Raw genomic sequence first — 15,594 nt, 5'->3', positions numbered from 1 at the left:
GAAAAATGTGTATTTTCCCGGCGCTACCCTGCCTGGCAGCGGTCAGCCGGGATGCTCTTGCGGATAGTAGTCAAAGACCAGCACGCGACCCAGCCATGGCTTGAGCTGCTCGACAAAGGCCAGGTGGGCCGCATGGCTCAGATACACGTCGCGCGCGCCGGCGTCATCGAAGGTCAGGGTAAAGCAATCGGTAAAGCCATCGTCGAGGCCTTCCGGGCTGACGTTCGGCCCCCATTCAAATTGCCGCACGCCGGGAATGCGGTGTTTCAGCTGGGAAAACTCGTAGACGAGCTCGGCGTGCTTGGCAGACGTGATGCCATCGAGGAAGTCGCACAGGACGATATGGCGCAAGGCGGAGGTACAAGTCATGGGAAGGTGCTCCTGAAGTGATGCATTCAGGATAGCGCAAAACGCGATAACGCACCGGCCGTCCCTGCGGGCTGCGGCAGAAAACAAAAAAGGCCATGTTTTTCAACATGGCCTTCCGAATTCTGGCTCCCCGACCTGGACTCGAACCAGGGACCTGCGGATTAACAGTCCGTCGCTCTACCAACTGAGCTATCAGGGAAAAGAGGCCGTATTATATAGGCCAAAGTTGGCGCTGTCCAGATTTCCACAGGGAAAATCTTATCTTGCCCTGGCACCCATGCCAGGCGGCGCAATAACAAAAAAGGCCACGTTTTTCAACGTGGCCTTCCGAATTCTGGCTCCCCGACCTGGACTCGAACCAGGGACCTGCGGATTAACAGTCCGTCGCTCTACCAACTGAGCTATCAGGGAAAAGAGGCAATATTATATGTCGCTTGTTCCATATTTGCAAGACTGATACTGCATCTACACAAACACGGCCATCGCCGACTTTCTACCGCCATCAGCGCCGCACTTGCATGCAGCGCCGAAGAAGCAAGATCTTAAAGCACTTTGGCGATCGCGTCAATAACGATGTCGATATTGCGCGAATTCAATGCTGCCACGCAAATACGGCCCGTGTCGACGGCGTAGATCGACTGCTCGCGCAGCGATGCCACCTGCTCCTTGGTGAGACCGGAGTACGAGAACATGCCGATTTGCTGGCGCACGAATTCGAAGTCGTGGGCCGGCGCCTTGGCTTTCAGCTTTTCCACGAAGGCATTGCGCATTTCGCGGATGCGCACGCGCATGCCGGCCAGTTCCTCTTCCCACAGCTGGCGCAGTTCCGGCGTGGCCAGGACGGTGGCGACCACCTTGCCGCCGTGTACTGGCGGGTTCGAGTAGTTGGTGCGCACGACGCGCTTCAGCTGCGACAGCAGGCGGGCCGCTTCGTCGGCGCTGGCGGCGACGACGCTCAGGGCGCCCACGCGCTCGCCGTACAGCGAGAACGATTTCGAGAACGAGTTCGATACCAGCAGCGGGCCGCCCGCGTCGGCGAAGCGGCGCACCACGGCGCCATCTTCGGCGATGCCGTTGGCGAAGCCTTGATACGCCATGTCCAGGAACGGCACCAGGCCGCGCGAGGTCACCACGCTGATGATCTGATCCCACTGGGCCACGCTCAGGTCGGCGCCGGTCGGGTTGTGGCAGCAGGCGTGCAGCACGACGATGGAGCCGGCTGGCATGGCGTTCAGGCTGGCCAGCATGCCGTCGAAGTTCACGCCATGGGTGGCGGCATCGTAGTAGGTGTAGTTATTCACGACGAAACCGGCGTTTTCAAACAGCGCGCGGTGGTTTTCCCAGCTCGGGTCGCTGATGTAGACCTGGGCACCCGGCGCGAAGCGCTGCAGGAAGTCGGCACCGATCTTCAATGCGCCCGTGCCGCCGATGGCTTGCACGGTCACGGCGCGGCGCTCTTGAATTACGGCGCTATCGGCGCCAAATACGAGTTCTTGCACCGCCTTGTCGTAGGCAGCGAGGCCTTCGATCGGCAGATAGGTGCGTGGCGCCGCCTGTTCGATCAGGATGGCTTCCGCCTTGCGTACGCAAGCTAACAGAGGCACCTTGCCGTTGTCGTCATAATAGACGCCAACGCCCAGATTGATTTTGGCGGGATTCTGGTCCGCGTTAAATGCTTCGGTGATGCCCAGGATCGGGTCGCGTGGGGCCATCTCGATGGCGCTAAACAGACTGGCAGAAACAGTTGGGTTCGTCATGATAAGATTGGATTCGATTGGAAGCAGGTTCACAGCGGAGTTGTAGACAGCGCCCCAAAATACAACGCCAGGGCCGCCAGCAGAGCACTATTCTAACAAAGGTCTGATTCACATGCCCGAATTATCTACCGCCAGCGAGGCGGAAAGCGCAATTATCTCTTTCCCGGACTCCCCCTTCAAGCTGCACCAGCCCTTTCCTCCGGCCGGTGACCAGCCCACGGCAATCGACCAGTTATCCGAGGGGATTGCCGACGGACTGGCCTTCCAGACCCTGCTGGGCGTGACCGGTTCGGGCAAGACCTACACCATGGCCAACGTCATCGCGCGCATGGGCCGGCCAGCCATCGTCTTCGCGCCGAACAAGACCCTGGCGGCGCAGCTGTACAGCGAGTTCCGCGACTTTTTCCCGCAGAACGCGGTCGAATACTTCGTCAGCTACTACGATTACTACCAGCCGGAAGCCTATGTGCCGCAGCGCGACCTGTTCATCGAAAAGGACTCGTCGATCAACGAACATATCGAGCAGATGCGTTTGTCGTGCACCAAGTCGCTGATGGAGCGGCGCGACGTCATCATCGTCGCCACCGTCTCGGCCATCTACGGTATCGGCAATCCGAACGAGTACCACCAGATGATTTTGACCTTGCGCGTCAAGGACAGGGTCGCGCAGCGCGACGTCATCGCGCGCCTGATCCAGATGCAGTACACACGCAATGAGGTCGACTTCGGCCGCGGCACCTTCCGCGTGCGCGGCGATACCATCGACATCTTCCCCGCCGAGCATGCGGAACTGGCCGTGCGCCTGGAAATGTTCGACGACGAGATCGAATCGATCCAGCTGTTCGACCCGCTGACGGGCAGAGTGCGCCAGAAAATCCCCCGCTTCACCGTGTACCCGGGCTCGCACTACGTGACGCCCCGCTCCACCGTGCTGCGCGCCGTCGAGACCATCAAGGACGAGCTGCGCGAGCGCCTCGAGTTCTTCCGCAAGGAGAATAAACTGATCGAAGAGCAGCGGCTGGAGCAGCGCACGCGCTTCGACCTGGAAATGATGGCGGAAATCGGTTTCACCAAGGGTATCGAGAACTACTCGCGCCACCTGTCCGGCGCGCTGCCGGGCGAGCCGCCGCCGACCCTGGTCGACTACCTGCCGCCCGACGCCCTGATGTTCCTCGACGAGTCGCACGTGCTGACGGGCCAGCTGAGCGCCATGTACAACGGCGACCGTTCGCGCAAGACGAATCTGGTCGACTACGGCTTCCGCCTGCCGTCGGCCCTCGACAACCGGCCCTTGAAATTCGAGGAATTCGAACAGAAGATGCGCCAGACCGTGTTCGTCTCGGCCACGCCGGCCGAATACGAAAAGAGCCATTCCGACCAGGTGGTCGAGCAGGTCGTGCGCCCGACCGGCCTGGTCGACCCGCAGATCATCGTGCGCCCCGCCAGCAGCCAGGTGGACGACCTGATGTCGGAAATCGTCGAGCGCATCAAGAAGGACGAACGCGTGCTGGTGACGACCCTGACCAAGCGCATGTCGGAGCAGTTGACGGAATACCTGGGCGACCATGGCATCAAGGTGCGCTACCTGCACAGCGATATCGAGACGGTGGAGCGCGTGGAAATCCTGCGCGACCTGCGCCTGGGCACCTTCGACGTGCTGGTGGGGATCAACCTGCTGCGCGAAGGCTTGGACTTGCCGGAAGTGTCGCTGGTCGCCATCCTCGACGCGGACAAGGAAGGCTTCTTGCGCTCCGAGCGCAGCCTGATCCAGACCATCGGCCGCGCCGCGCGTAACCTGAACGGCACGGCGATCCTGTACGGCGACCGCATCACGGACTCCATGCGCCGCGCCATCGACGAGACGGAACGCCGCCGCGCCAAGCAGATCGCCTTCAATACGGCCAACAACATTATCCCGATCGGCGTCAAGAAATCGATCCGCGAAATGATCGACGGCGTCTACAGCCCGCAGGAAGCGCGCGAAACCCTGCAAGTGGCGCAGGAAGCGGCCAAGTTCGAAGCCATGAGCGAGAAACAGGTCAGCAAGGAAATCAAGCGCCTGGAAAAACTGATGGTCGACCACGCCAAGAACCTGGAGTTCGAAAAGGCGGCGCAGGTGCGCGACCAGCTGCACGTCCTCAAGCAGCAGCTGTTCGGCGCGCCCGGCACCGACAACGTGGCGTCGATCCTGGGCAAATGAATACCACGCCATACGTAGGTCGGATTAGGCCCTGCGGGCCGTAATCCGACAACATTGTTGGCGCTGGTGGTGGTGTCGGATTACGCGGCCTTGCCGCTAATCCTACCTACTTGAAAAGCCGCTCGGCACGAAGTCCTGGGCTGTGGCTTGACCGTACCAGCGAGTACAGGATTGCTGCCCATGGGTTTGCCCTACTCCGGCAGCGAATAATCGATGTCGTAGAAATGCTGGCCATTGACGATGCGGATGGCCAGCGTGCCGCTGATGCCCGTCAGCTGCCCCGTGCCGGAATGCGGCACGATCACGATGGACAGCTGCTGCTTGCCATCGGCCATCGTGCCCGCATGCTGCGCCACGAAGCTGCCTTCCCTGCCCTGCAGGACGCCCGTGATGGCTTCCATGGCGACATAAGCGGCCGCGCCCTTGGTGTCGGTGACGGCATTGAGCATCTCGCCCGTGGCAGTGGCGACTAGGTCGCCGGCATAGACTTTGTCGAGCAGTACCTTGCCCAAGGTCGTGCGCCCGGAGCGCTGCGGCGCCGCGGATGGCGTCATGGTGATGCTGAAACTTCCTGTGGCGTGCACATGCATGCGATGATCCCCTTCTGCAAACGAGGCGGCGCCGGCTGGCGCCACCGATAGACAACATGCGGCCAGCACCAGGCCCGGCAAACTGTGTGATTTCATGATTCCCTTTCAATCGATGCGAGAGAAGCAGCTTAAGGCAGCGCAGGAGACAAATATTGGATAAAACCGACAGCACGCGCAATGTGCTCGCCGCGCGCGGCCAGGCGCCGAAAGGCATCGTCGACCCGCAGGCAGCGGCGCGCCGCATACGGCTGGCGACCTATCCGCCGGCTGGCGCGCTGGCGCCGTTCGTCGAGTACTTCTGGGTCGTGGAATGGGACAGGCGGGGCTGCGCGCCGCAGACGCAGCGCGTGCTGCCCTACCCCAACGCCCACCTAGTCTTCGAGCTTGGGCGCACCGCCATCCATGGCGTGGTGCGCGGCGCCTTTGACAGGCCCTTGATTGGTGCAGGCAAGGTGCTGGGCGTGCGTTTTGCGCCGGGCGGCCTGCGCCCGTTCATCACTCAGCCCTTATCGTCGTTCACCGATACGACCATCGCCGCCGATACCCTGCTGGACATGCCGGCTGCGCAAGCCGAGGCGCTGGTACTGCGGCAAGCTGGCGATACGGCCATGGTGGCGCAGGCACAGGCGCTGCTGCAGGCAAGGCTGCCGCAAGTCGATGACGCCGCCCTGCTGGCCGCCAGGCTGACTGCCGCGGCGGCGGCCCGCAACGGCCCGGCGAGCGTGGCGCAGTTGTGCGAAAAGATGGCCATCGGCGAACGCCGGCTGCAGCGCCTGTTCGCCAACTACGTGGGCGTGCCGCCGAAATGGGTGATCCAGCGCTACCGCCTGCAGGAAGCGATCTGGCGCCTGGCGCAGCCCGATGCGCCCGACCTGGCCAGCCTGGCGCATGAACTGGGCTTTTTTGACCAGGCCCATTTCAGCCGCAGTTTTGCGGAACTGGTGGGCAGTACGCCGCTCGACTATCGCCGCTCGCAGCTGGCGACAGTCGCCTAGCCGGCCGCTTTCATGTCGTCGACATACGCACGGATGATGGCGGCGAAATCCGCATCGGCCGTCAAACCCAGCGCTTCGGCCCGTGCCGTATCCCAGGCGCCGGGCCAGCTCTTGACGATGCGCTCGACGGCGGGATCGGGCGCGTAGCTGATGCGGGCCGCCACTTCGCTGCCGGCCACGGCTTCGAGTGCGGCGATCATTTCGCCCACGCTCACGCTCAAGCCCGGCAAGTTCACCGTGCGGCTGGCGCCAAACGCCTCGCCCGCCAATTCATGGCCGGCGATCAGGGAAGCGATGGCGCCGCGCGGCGACAGCAGCCACAGACGCAGGTCGGTGGACACGGGGCAGACGGCCGCCTCGCCATTCAAGGGTTCGCGGATGATGCCGCTGGCGAACGACGACGCCGCCTTGTTCGGTTTGCCCGGGCGCACGCTGATGGTCGGCAAACGCAGCACGCGGCCATCGACAAAGCCGCGGCGGCTGTAATCGTTGAGCAGCAGTTCGCCGATGGCCTTTTGCGCGCCGTATGACGACTGCGGGTTCAACGCCGTCGTATCCTGCACCACCTCCGGCAGCTTGCCGCCATACACGGCCACGGAACTGGTAAACACCACTTTCGGCTTGTGTCCCAATTCGCGGCAGATATCGAGCAGCAAACGCGACGCATCGAGGTTGATGCGCATGCCCAGCTCGAAATCGGCTTCCGCCTGGCCGCTGACGATGGCGGCCAGGTGAAAGATCGAGCTTGTCTGCGCATCGATGGTGGCGCGCATCAGGGCACCGTCGGCGATGTCACCCGTGACCACTGTTACGCGCGCATCGTTGAAGTCATGCGCAGCCACCACGTCGACCAACACCAGCTCGCTGATCGTTTGCAACTGGCCCTGGCTGTCCGTCAGCTGGCCTTGCGCCAGCAACTGGCGCGCCAGGCGCTGCCCCAGGAAACCGGCGCCGCCGGTAATGAGTACTTTCATCTTCATGCTCCTTGTTTGTTGTTGTAAGCGGCGAGCCAGCCCAGGCCCTCTTCGGTGCGCCCGCGCGGACGGTATTCGCAGCCGATCCAGCCCTCGTAGCCCAGGTCATCCAGCAGCGTAAATAAATAAGGGTAATTGACTTCGCCATCGTCCGGTTCATTGCGGGCCGGGACGCTGGCGATCTGCACATGGCCGATGCCGTCGAAGTTGTTCCTGAACGTCATGGCGATATCGCCTTCGACGATCTGCGTGTGATAAAAATCCATCTGTACCTTGACGTTGGACGCGCCCGACTCCAGGCGCAGCGCATGGCCCTGCGCCTGTGTGACGAGGAAGTAGCCGGGCATGTCGCGTCCGTTGATCGGTTCGATCAAGAGCTCGATGCCATGCTCGCCCACGGCCCTGGCCGCGTACTGCAGATTGGCCAGGTAAGTGGCGCGGTGCAGGGCAAGGTCGGCGCCCACGGGCAGCAAGCCCGCCATCATGTGCACGCGCGGGGTGCCCAGCGCCAGCGCGTATTCGATGGCGCGCGCCACGCCAGCGCGGAATTCCGCTTCGCGGCCCGGCAGCGAAGCGATGCCCCGCTCACCGGCCGCCCAGTCGCCCGGCGGCAGGTTGAACAGCACGTTCTGCAAGCCGTGCTCGCGCAGCCAGCCCGCGACTTCCTGCGGCGCGTAATCGTAAGGGAACAGAAATTCGACGCCCTGGAAACCCGCTTGCGCGGCGGCGGCAAAACGCTGCGGGAAGGGCACTTCATTGAACATCATGGTCAGGTTGGCGGCAAAGCGGGGCATGCGGTATCTCCTTGGGAATCTTATAGTTCGAGTTTGAACGTGTGCTTCAGGTCGGCGATCTGCGCCGCGTCGAGCGGGCGCGTGGGCACGTCGCGCAGCAGCAGGAACAGCTTGGCCGTCTCTTCCAGTTCCTCGGCCGCATACACGGCCGCTTCCAGGCTCGTGCCAGAGACGACGGGACCGTGATTGGCCAGCAGCACGGCCGAATGCTTGCGCGCCATGGCGCCAATCGCGCCCGCCAGCGCCGGGTCGCCCGGCCGGTGATATGGCACCAGGGGCAAGCGCCCCACCTTCATCACAAAGTATGGCGTCAGGGGTGGAATGCAGTCGTCATGGTTCAAGCCGCACATGCACGACACGGCCGCCGAATGCGTCGAGTGCAAATGCACGATGGCACCGGCACTGCCCCGCTCCGCATACATGGCGCGGTGCAGGAATGCCTCTTTTGACGGCGGTGCGCCGCTGATCAAGTTGCCGTCCCAGTCCAGCTTTGACAATTGCGCCGGATCGAGCCGCCCCAGGCTGGCATTCGTTGGCGTGAGCAGCCAGCCGTCGGACAGGCGCACGCTCAGGTTGCCGCTGCTGCCGGCCGTCAAGCCCCGCTCGAACAGCGACTTGCCGAAGTCGACGATCAGCTCGCGCTGACGCGATTCCGTGCTGCTCATGCCAGCACCTGCCAGGCCTTGCTGAAGAAATCCACCGTACCGAAATTGCCGGACTTGAGGGCCAGCGCCAACGGCGCCGCGCCATCTTCGCCCAGCGCCGGCAAGGCTTGCGTCCACGGCACGCCAGGATCGATCTCGGGGCCGATGCGCAAACCCGCCACACCCAGCGCTTTTACTACCGCGCCCGACGTTTCGCCGCCAGCGACGATCAGCTGGCCCACGCCGAGGCGCACCAGCCCCTGCGCGATGGCGGCCAGGGTTTCCTCGACGAGGGCGCCGGCCCGCTCCACGCCCAGTTGCGCCTGCACGGCGCGCACGGCGTCCGGCGTGGCCGTGGCGTAGATCAGCACCGGGCCTTGCGCCAGGTGCGCGCCGGCCCAGGCCAGGGCTTGCTCCACGACGGCGTCGACCACCTCGCCACCGGCCGCCAGCTGCAAAGGGTCGACGTGGAACGATGGCGCCAGTTCGCGCAAGTGCGCCACCTGCTGCTGCGTGGCCACGGAGCAGCTGCCCGAGATCACGGCACGCAAGCCAGTCGGTGGCGGCAAACGTCCCGCCTGGCCCGCAGGCGATGGCGCCAGCTGGCCCCGCTGGCGGAAATTCTGTGGCAGTCCCAGCGCGATGCCGGAGCCGCCCGTGATCAGTTTCAGGTCCGCGCAGGCGGCGCCGATGGCTTCCAGGTCGCGGTTCGAGACGGCATCGACGACGGCGAAATGGCAGCCCTGGCCACGCAAGTCCGTGAAGCGCTGGGCGATAGCGGCGGCGCCCTTCTCCACCACGGAGAAATCGGCCAGGCCTACCTTGGCTTGCACCTGCTGCTGCAGCACGCGTACCAGGTTCGAATCCGTCATCGGCGTCAAGGGATGGTCGCGCATGCCAGATTCGGCCAGCGGCACGTCGCCGACGAACAGGTTGCCCTTGTAGATGGTGCGGCCGTTGGCGGGGAACGCCGGGCAGGCAATCGTAAAATCCGTGTCGAGCGCCCGCATCAGCGCCTCGGCCACGGGGCCGATATTGCCGCGCGGCGTGGAGTCGAACGTGGAGCAGTACTTGAAATAGAACTGCCTGCATCCGGCTTGCTGCAGCCAGACCAGCGCGGCCAGCGATTCAGCCACCGCCTCCCCGGGCGCATTCGTGCGCGACTTGAGGGCGATGACGACGGCATCGACATCGGCTGGCGGCGGACCTTGCGGCACGCCGATCAGCTGCACCGTACGCATGCCGGCCTTGACCAGCATGCCGGCCAGGTCGGTGCCACCCGTGAAATCGTCGGCGATACATCCCAGTAGTACGGTCATGATTGTTCCTTTTTATTCAGTTACGCTTTCGCCGGCAGATCGATGCCCGGGAAAGTCTTGATGACGGCCGAGTCGTCCTCGCCGCCAAAGCCTGCCGCCGACGCCTGCATGAACATCTGGTGCGCCGTGGCCGACAGGGGCAGCGGGAACACGCTTTTTTTTGCGTAATCGAGCACGATGCCCAAATCCTTGACGAAGATATTCACGGCCGACAGCGGCGCGTAGTCGCCTTTCAAAATATGCGGCACCCGGTTCTGGAACATCCAGGAACTGCCGGCGCTGTTCGAAATGACTTCGTACAGGGCGTCCGGGTCGCAGCCGGCGCGCAGACCCAGCGCCATCGCTTCGGCCGCGGCGGCAATGTGCACGCCGGCCAGCAACTGGTTGATCATCTTGACTTTCGAACCCTGCCCCGGCTGTTCGCCCAGGCGGTACAGCTTTGCACAGATGGCGTCGAAAATCCCGGCGCAAGCGTCGAACGCATCGGGCGCGCCGGCCGCCATCACCGACATCTCGCCGGCAGCCGCCTTGGCCGCGCCGCCGGAAATGGGCGCGTCGATGAAGCGCAATCCCATGGCCGCCAGGCGCGCGCCCAGCGCCTCGGCAAACTCGGGCGCCACGGTGGCGCAGGCGATCACCACGCTGCCCGGCGCCAGGCTGGCCGCCGCGCCGTGTTCGCCAAACAGCACGGCCTCCGTCTGCTGCGCATTGACGACAACGATCAGCAAGGCTTGCACCTGCGCCGCCAGCGCGGCGGGAGACGGCGCCGCATGGGCGCCCTGGCCGGCCAGCGTTTGCACGGTTTCCGGGCGCACGTCGCAGGCATGCACGTCGAAGCCCGCGCGCAGCAACGATTGCGCGATGCCCATGCCCATGGCGCCCAGGCCGATCACGCCCACTTTTTCGATTGTTGCAGTCATTGTTTGCTCCACTTATTTGTTTACCAGCTTGGCCGGCACGCGCATGATGATGATGGCGCCAATCACCAGGATGCCGGCCAGCAGGTAGATGGCGATGTCGGTCGACTGCGTCAGGTCCTTGATGGAACCGATCATGTACGGCGCCGCGAAACCGGCCAGGTTGCCCACCGAGTTGATGGCGGCGATGCCGGCGGCGGCCGAGACGCCACCGAGGAAGGCCGTCGGCAAGCTCCAGAACATGGGCGATGCGGCGAGGATGCCGCCGGCGGCGATCGTCAGGAAGAAGATGGCCCAGCCCGTGTTGTGGGCGCCGGCCAGCGCGCTGCAGACGATGGCGGCGGCGCCCACAACCAGCGGGATGGCCATGTGCCAGCGGCGTTCGCGGTATTTGTCCGAACTGCGGCCCAGCAGGATCATCGACGCCACGGCGACCGAATACGGGATTGCCGTAAAGAGACCAATATTGAGCACGCCCGTCACGCCGGCCGCCTTGATCAGGCTGGGCAGCCAGAAGGTCAGCGAATACTGGCCCATCACGCAGCAGAAATAAATCAGGGCCATGACCCAGATGCGCGGATCGGCAAACATGGCGCGGATCGACGGGTGCGAGACCTTGCCCTGCGCTTCCGTGGCGATGCGCTGTTCGAGGATGACTTTTTCATCTTCCGTCAGCCACTTCGCGGCGCGGATGCTGTTATCGAGGTAGAGCAGCACGGCCACGCCCATCAGCGCGGCGGGAATCGCTTCGAGCACGAACATCCACTGCCAGCCCGCATAACCGTGCCAGCCGGCGAAGGTTTCCATGATCCAGCCCGACAGGGGGCCGCCGATCAGGCCCGCGACGGGAATGGCGGCCATGAAGGTGCACACCATGCGCGCGCGGCGCTCGGACGGATACCAGTAGGTCAGATACAGGATGATGCCGGGGAAAAAGCCCGCTTCGGCGATGCCGAGCAGGAAGCGCATGACGTAGAACTGGGTTGGCGTGGTGACGAACATGAAGGCGCCAGAGATGATGGCCCAGGTGATCATGATGCGGGCGATCCACACGCGCGCGCCGATCTTGTGCAGCATCACATTGCTGGGCACCTCGAACAGGAAGTAGCCAAGAAAGAACACGCCCGCACCCAGGCCATACACGGTTTCGGAAAACTGCAGGTCGGCCAGCATTTGCAGCTTGGCGAAGCCCACGTTCACACGGTCGAGATAAGCGACGATGTAGCACAGCATGAGGAAGGGAATGATGCGCCAGGTCACCTTGCGGTAGACGGCGTCATCGATGGTTTTCTGGCTTGCGGCCGCGCCGGCCGGCTGGCCCGGCATTGTCTGTGACACTTCCATGCTTGTCTCCTGATCACTGGGGGATCGACCGTGCCGGGTTTTTATGGTCCACCGGTGGTGGCTGGCAACTTGTCTAAAATTTGTATGGATGTATATTATGTGTGTGCTTTATGTGTGTCAAGCTGTATATTCCATATAATGGCAAGCAGGCAAGCCCCATTTGAAAACCGTTAGCGCAAGGATGCACCCGATGGACCGCACGTTCAGCTTCACCCTTCCCGCGCCGGAGCCCGCCGCGGGCAGCTTCACCACCGGCACCCTGGGTGCGCGCGTGGCGGCACGGCTGCGCCAGCAGCTCCACCACGATGGCCTGGCCGGCGGCACGCGTTTGCCGTCGGAGCAAGCCATGGCCAGCCACTTTGGCGTCAGCCGCACGGTGCTGCGCGAAGCCATCGCCCTGCTGCAGGCGGACGGCATCCTCGTCACGCGCAAGGGCAGCGGCACGTTCGTGTGCGCGCAGGATGGCGCGAAGGCCGGGGAGCGGGGCGATGCGCTGACGGAGCAATCGGTGCAATCGCTGCTGAACCTGATCGAAGTGCGCCAGGGACTGGAAGCGGAAATCGCCGCGCTGGCAGCCGTGCGGCGCACGCCGGGCCAGCTGGCCGACATCGAGCACGCGCTGCGGCGCATCGAGGAAGCCGTGGCGGCCGGCGTCGATGGCGTGGAAGAAGACGTGCGCCTGCACCTGTGCATCGCCGAGGCGACGGGCAACCCTTACTGGCCGAAGTTTGTTGCCATGTTCGCCGACCCGATCCGCTCGGCCGTCAAGGTGACGCGCGCGAATGAAGCGCGGCGCACGGACTTTTCCATCGAAGTGCGGCGCGAACATGAAAAGATCGTGCAGGCGATCGCCGATGGCGACCCGCAGCGGGCGCGCCAGGCGGCCATGGAACACATGCAGCATGCGGCCGAACGCGTGCGTCTGGCCGACCGCGAATTCTGGCGCGGCGACGGCGGCGCGCTGGCCCGCACCCTGGGACGCGATCCCATCATGCAGAAATAAATCCTGGCTCAGGGATAGCTGGGCCGGCGCATGTGGAACAAGCTGTCCGGTCCAATCTCGAAATAATCGGCCGGACCGCCGCCGCGCAATATCGGCGCCGCTGCCGCGGTGTCGTACACGCCATCGGTCAGCAGGTGGCGCGCGATATGTACGCCCACCACTTCCCCCAGCACCAGCCAGCTGCCGACACCAGCGCCATTGACGCCCTGCAGCTCGATGATCTGCGTGCGCCGGCATTCAAAGGACACAGGGCTTTCGGCCACGCGCGGCACATTCACGAGGCGCGAGGCGGCCGGCGTCAGGCCGGCCAGCGCGAATTCATCGACCTCGGGCGGCGCCGGCGCGCAGCTGGCATTCATCGCCTCGGCCAGCGGACGGGTTGCCAGGTTCCACACGAATTCGCCCGTCTGCTCGATATTGCGCAAGGTATCCTTGCGGCCGATGCTGGAAAAACCGATCAGCGGCGGGTGGTAATTGAAGGCATTGAAAAAGCTGTACGGCGCCAGGTTGAGCACGCCCTCGCCGCTGCGCGAAGCGATCCAGCCGATGGGCCGCGGCCCCACGATGGCGTTGAAGGGATCATGCGGCAGGCCGTGGCCCTGTGCAGGTTCATAAAAGTGAATGTTGTCGGCCACGCGCGTTCCTGAAGTCCAAGTCAAAGGCGCCCGGGATGGAACGCCTGGAGCGACAGCTTACTGGATTTGCCGCTACCGTGTTGCCAGCCCGCCGGCGCCAGGCACGCTCGCGCACAGACTGCCAAGGCACAATTGTATGGCGCGCCGCACCACGCCTCGCTTATGATGGGACAACTCAACCCTGATCATTACGCTACCGCCCATGCATACTCTCACGCTGCACCAGAAAGTGTTCTTGCTCCTCCTGAGCATCGTCACCATCGGCTTCGGCTGGATACTGGCGCCGTATGCGGGCGCCATCTTCTGGGGCGTCGTCCTGGCGATCCTGTTCGCGCCCGTGTACCGCTGGCTGCTGCTGAAAACGAAGGGCCGTGCCGGCCTGGCGTCGCTGCTGACCTTGCTGCTGATCATCGTCATCGTGATCCTGCCGCTGTCGCTCATTTCCGTGTCGCTGGTGAATCAGGCGGCCAGCGTCGTGGAAATGGTACGTTCGGGCGAAATCACGGTCGCCATGTTCTTCAATAAAATCATGGCGGTGCTGCCGCAATGGCTGATCAATTTGCTCGACCGCTTCAACCTGACCAGCCTGGCCAGCCTGCAGGACAAGCTGGCCGAGGGCGCCACGCAGGTGAGCCAGGTGGTGGCCGTGAAAGCCATCAATGTGGGTCTGTACACGTTTGAATTCCTCACCAGCCTGTGCATCATGCTATACCTGCTGTTTTTCCTCATGCGCGATGGCTCCTCCCTGTCAGCCCGTATCAAGGGCGCCGTGCCGCTGAGCCGAAAATACAAGCAGCGCCTGTTCACCAATTTCACCACGGTGATCCGCGCCACGGTGAAAGGCAACATCCTCGTGGCGATCGCCCAGGGCGCCCTCGGCGGCCTGGCGTTCTGGTTCCTGGACGTGCCCGCGCCCCTACTGTGGGCCGTGCTGATGGCCTTCCTGTCGCTGCTGCCGGCCGTCGGCGCCGCCCTCGTCTGGGCGCCCGTGGCCGTCTACTTCCTGGCCACGGGCGCCATCTGGCAAGGCGCAGGCCTGGCCGCCTTCGGCGTCTTCGTCATCGGCCTGGTCGACAACGTGCTGCGCCCCATCCTGGTCGGCAAGGACACCAAGATGCCCGACTACGTGGTGCTGCTGTCGACCGTGGGCGGCATGGCCCTGTTTGGCCTGAACGGCTTCGTCATCGGCCCCGTGGTGGCGGCCCTGTTCATCGCCTCGTGGGATCTGTTCGTCTCGGCCAGCGAATTCCAGGCCGAGGATTGAGGCGTGGCAATCGGGAGCGTCAGCGTCCCATCCTGCAAAAATAATGGCGATGGAATCCGGCTTGCCGGCGGCGCCACTTGCGCTTCCAGAAACAGGCCGGAACAGCCTGGCGACAGAGTGTCCGCCGGTGCTGGCCAGCCTCGGCAACTATCCACATGAGACCGGATTTCATATCGACTATCATGTTGCAATAGTGCGCATTTAGCAACAAATGCGAAAATATAGCTTTTGACGCAGTGGGCGCCGCGGCGTAGTGTCGGTCCTCCCGACAACCACGTAATGAGGAGCCTCCCATGGCAAATCCACTGTGCTTAATGATGCCGGCGCTACCCGGCACCAATCCGACCGCCATCGCCGCAACATTGGTGGAATTCCAGGCGAAGATCAATGCCGCCCTCACCGAGATCGGTACCGTGCACTTTGCCCGCTTCACCCTGCTGGACCGCTCCCAGCCCAATCTGCTGCCCAACATTCAATCGGCGGGCACTTCCGATAGCCTGATCATCGGCGTGATCACCGAGTATGACGGCAACTTCAACGACTACATCGAAGATTTCGTGGGCCAACTGGGCGCGGTATTCGACGCGCTGCTGCAATTTGTCGTGGGCGGCAAGGCGCTGATTCCTGTTGCCAACCATGTGGCCGCATTTGAAGCCTTCATCACGGCCAACGACGCCGCGCAGCACGTGCCCAATAACGGCCTGTACAGCGCCTATCCGCAGACCGTCCAGAAAATCATCGCCGCATTCCGAACCTGAGCCGAAAGCCACGCCGGGGCTGCGCAAGCGG

The 15,594-nt window shown here is 63.6% G+C and carries 15 protein-coding genes and 2 tRNA genes; 5 read left to right on the top strand and 12 right to left on the bottom strand.

Annotated elements, in window-relative coordinates:
- Positions 1–42 precede the first annotated feature (42 nt).
- The 4 genes from IGS58_RS06755 to IGS58_RS06740 all read right to left on the bottom strand — a co-directional run bounded on the left by IGS58_RS06755 (position 43) and on the right by IGS58_RS06740 (position 2,126).
- Entirely contained in the window at positions 43–369 is a 327-nt protein-coding gene (locus IGS58_RS06755) for a Dabb family protein (RefSeq protein WP_083299945.1), read from the bottom strand.
- 123 nt (positions 370–492) lie between these two features.
- Positions 493–568 (bottom strand) — tRNA-Asn (locus IGS58_RS06750).
- 136 nt (positions 569–704) lie between these two features.
- Positions 705–780: transfer RNA gene (locus IGS58_RS06745), tRNA-Asn, on the bottom strand.
- Between the two features lie 131 nt (positions 781–911).
- Positions 912–2,126 carry an amino acid aminotransferase gene (locus IGS58_RS06740; RefSeq protein WP_170846314.1) on the bottom strand — a complete coding sequence of 405 codons (1,215 nt, stop codon included), beginning with the start codon at positions 2,124–2,126 and terminating at the stop codon, positions 912–914.
- 112 nt (positions 2,127–2,238) lie between these two features.
- On the opposite strand from IGS58_RS06740, the gene uvrB reads away from it, so the two are divergent.
- A complete protein-coding gene (gene uvrB / locus IGS58_RS06735; RefSeq protein WP_034788988.1) occupies positions 2,239–4,326 on the top strand; it encodes an excinuclease ABC subunit UvrB in 2,088 nt (695 codons plus the stop codon).
- Between the two features lie 191 nt (positions 4,327–4,517).
- On the opposite strand, the gene IGS58_RS06730 is transcribed toward uvrB, so the two are convergent.
- Complete coding sequence (locus tag IGS58_RS06730; protein WP_230520919.1) at positions 4,518–5,012, bottom strand: DUF3224 domain-containing protein; 495 nt, start codon at positions 5,010–5,012, stop codon at positions 4,518–4,520.
- 56 nt (positions 5,013–5,068) lie between these two features.
- Here IGS58_RS06730 and IGS58_RS06725 point away from each other — a divergent pair, with 56 nt between their 5' ends.
- A complete protein-coding gene (locus IGS58_RS06725; protein WP_230520918.1) occupies positions 5,069–5,911 on the top strand; it encodes a helix-turn-helix domain-containing protein in 843 nt (280 codons plus the stop codon).
- On the opposite strand, the gene denD is transcribed toward IGS58_RS06725, so the two are convergent.
- The 6 genes from denD to IGS58_RS06695 are packed head-to-tail and all read right to left on the bottom strand — an operon-like array spanning position 5,908 to position 11,903.
- Positions 5,908–6,885 carry a D-erythronate dehydrogenase gene (gene denD / locus IGS58_RS06720; protein WP_230520917.1) on the bottom strand — a complete coding sequence of 326 codons (978 nt, stop codon included), beginning with the start codon at positions 6,883–6,885 and terminating at the stop codon, positions 5,908–5,910. The genes IGS58_RS06725 and denD overlap by 4 nt on opposite strands.
- Before the next feature lie 2 nt (positions 6,886–6,887).
- Positions 6,888–7,679 carry a 2-oxo-tetronate isomerase gene (gene otnI / locus IGS58_RS06715; RefSeq protein ID WP_070254042.1) on the bottom strand — a complete coding sequence of 264 codons (792 nt, stop codon included), beginning with the start codon at positions 7,677–7,679 and terminating at the stop codon, positions 6,888–6,890.
- A 20-nt stretch (positions 7,680–7,699) separates the two neighbouring features.
- Positions 7,700–8,344 carry a 3-oxo-tetronate 4-phosphate decarboxylase gene (gene otnC / locus IGS58_RS06710; RefSeq protein ID WP_211550886.1) on the bottom strand — a complete coding sequence of 215 codons (645 nt, stop codon included), beginning with the start codon at positions 8,342–8,344 and terminating at the stop codon, positions 7,700–7,702.
- Positions 8,341–9,642 (bottom strand): 3-oxo-tetronate kinase, encoded by a 1,302-nt coding sequence (gene otnK / locus IGS58_RS06705; RefSeq protein WP_230520916.1) that lies wholly within the window; start codon positions 9,640–9,642, stop codon positions 8,341–8,343. The genes otnC and otnK overlap by 4 nt, the downstream gene beginning before the upstream one ends.
- A gap of 20 nt (positions 9,643–9,662) precedes the next feature.
- Positions 9,663–10,562 (bottom strand): L-threonate dehydrogenase, encoded by a 900-nt coding sequence (ltnD, locus tag IGS58_RS06700; RefSeq protein ID WP_230520915.1) that lies wholly within the window; start codon positions 10,560–10,562, stop codon positions 9,663–9,665.
- Positions 10,563–10,574: 12 nt separating this feature from the next.
- Complete coding sequence (locus IGS58_RS06695) at positions 10,575–11,903, bottom strand: MFS transporter (protein ID WP_052140695.1); 1,329 nt, start codon at positions 11,901–11,903, stop codon at positions 10,575–10,577.
- Between the two features lie 190 nt (positions 11,904–12,093).
- Between IGS58_RS06695 and IGS58_RS06690 the strand changes: the two genes are divergently transcribed.
- Positions 12,094–12,906: a FadR/GntR family transcriptional regulator gene (locus tag IGS58_RS06690; RefSeq protein ID WP_034789005.1), complete on the top strand. Its 813-nt coding sequence runs from the start codon at positions 12,094–12,096 to the stop codon at positions 12,904–12,906.
- An 8-nt stretch (positions 12,907–12,914) separates the two neighbouring features.
- Here IGS58_RS06690 and IGS58_RS06685 read toward each other — a convergent pair whose 3' ends face one another.
- Entirely contained in the window at positions 12,915–13,541 is a 627-nt protein-coding gene (locus tag IGS58_RS06685; protein ID WP_034789007.1) for a flavin reductase family protein, read from the bottom strand.
- A 202-nt stretch (positions 13,542–13,743) separates the two neighbouring features.
- Here IGS58_RS06685 and IGS58_RS06680 point away from each other — a divergent pair, with 202 nt between their 5' ends.
- Positions 13,744–14,805, top strand: coding sequence for an AI-2E family transporter (locus tag IGS58_RS06680; protein WP_070254049.1), 1,062 nt, complete (start codon positions 13,744–13,746; stop codon positions 14,803–14,805).
- A gap of 293 nt (positions 14,806–15,098) precedes the next feature.
- On the top strand, positions 15,099–15,563 hold the full coding sequence (locus tag IGS58_RS06675) for a hypothetical protein (RefSeq protein ID WP_230520914.1): 465 nt from the start codon (positions 15,099–15,101) through the stop codon (positions 15,561–15,563).
- Positions 15,564–15,594: the final 31 nt, after the last annotated feature.

The sequence above is a fragment of the Janthinobacterium sp. EB271-G4-7A genome, assembly GCF_020858075.1.
Classification (GTDB): Bacteria; Pseudomonadota; Gammaproteobacteria; order Burkholderiales; family Burkholderiaceae_D; genus Janthinobacterium; species Janthinobacterium lividum.
Note: the sequence above shows the minus strand (reverse complement) of the source record. Positions and strands in the feature narration are given on the sequence as shown.

What these genes read in the sequence shown, in the direction of transcription:
- IGS58_RS06755 (WP_083299945.1), bottom strand. Translation starts at nt 369, where the DNA reads ATGACTTGTACCTCCGCCTTGCGCCATATCGTCCTGTGCGACTTCCTC.
- IGS58_RS06740 (WP_170846314.1), bottom strand. Translation starts at nt 2,126, where the DNA reads ATGACGAACCCAACTGTTTCTGCCAGTCTGTTTAGCGCCATCGAGATG.
- uvrB (WP_034788988.1), top strand. Translation starts at nt 2,239, where the DNA reads ATGCCCGAATTATCTACCGCCAGCGAGGCGGAAAGCGCAATTATCTCT.
- IGS58_RS06730 (WP_230520919.1), bottom strand. Translation starts at nt 5,012, where the DNA reads ATGAAATCACACAGTTTGCCGGGCCTGGTGCTGGCCGCATGTTGTCTA.
- denD (WP_230520917.1), bottom strand. Translation starts at nt 6,885, where the DNA reads ATGAAAGTACTCATTACCGGCGGCGCCGGTTTCCTGGGGCAGCGCCTG.
- otnI (WP_070254042.1), bottom strand. Translation starts at nt 7,679, where the DNA reads ATGCCCCGCTTTGCCGCCAACCTGACCATGATGTTCAATGAAGTGCCC.
- otnC (WP_211550886.1), bottom strand. Translation starts at nt 8,344, where the DNA reads ATGAGCAGCACGGAATCGCGTCAGCGCGAGCTGATCGTCGACTTCGGC.
- otnK (WP_230520916.1), bottom strand. Translation starts at nt 9,642, where the DNA reads ATGACCGTACTACTGGGATGTATCGCCGACGATTTCACGGGTGGCACC.
- ltnD (WP_230520915.1), bottom strand. Translation starts at nt 10,562, where the DNA reads ATGACTGCAACAATCGAAAAAGTGGGCGTGATCGGCCTGGGCGCCATG.
- IGS58_RS06695 (WP_052140695.1), bottom strand. Translation starts at nt 11,903, where the DNA reads ATGGAAGTGTCACAGACAATGCCGGGCCAGCCGGCCGGCGCGGCCGCA.
- IGS58_RS06690 (WP_034789005.1), top strand. Translation starts at nt 12,094, where the DNA reads ATGGACCGCACGTTCAGCTTCACCCTTCCCGCGCCGGAGCCCGCCGCG.
- IGS58_RS06680 (WP_070254049.1), top strand. Translation starts at nt 13,744, where the DNA reads ATGCATACTCTCACGCTGCACCAGAAAGTGTTCTTGCTCCTCCTGAGC.
- IGS58_RS06675 (WP_230520914.1), top strand. Translation starts at nt 15,099, where the DNA reads ATGGCAAATCCACTGTGCTTAATGATGCCGGCGCTACCCGGCACCAAT.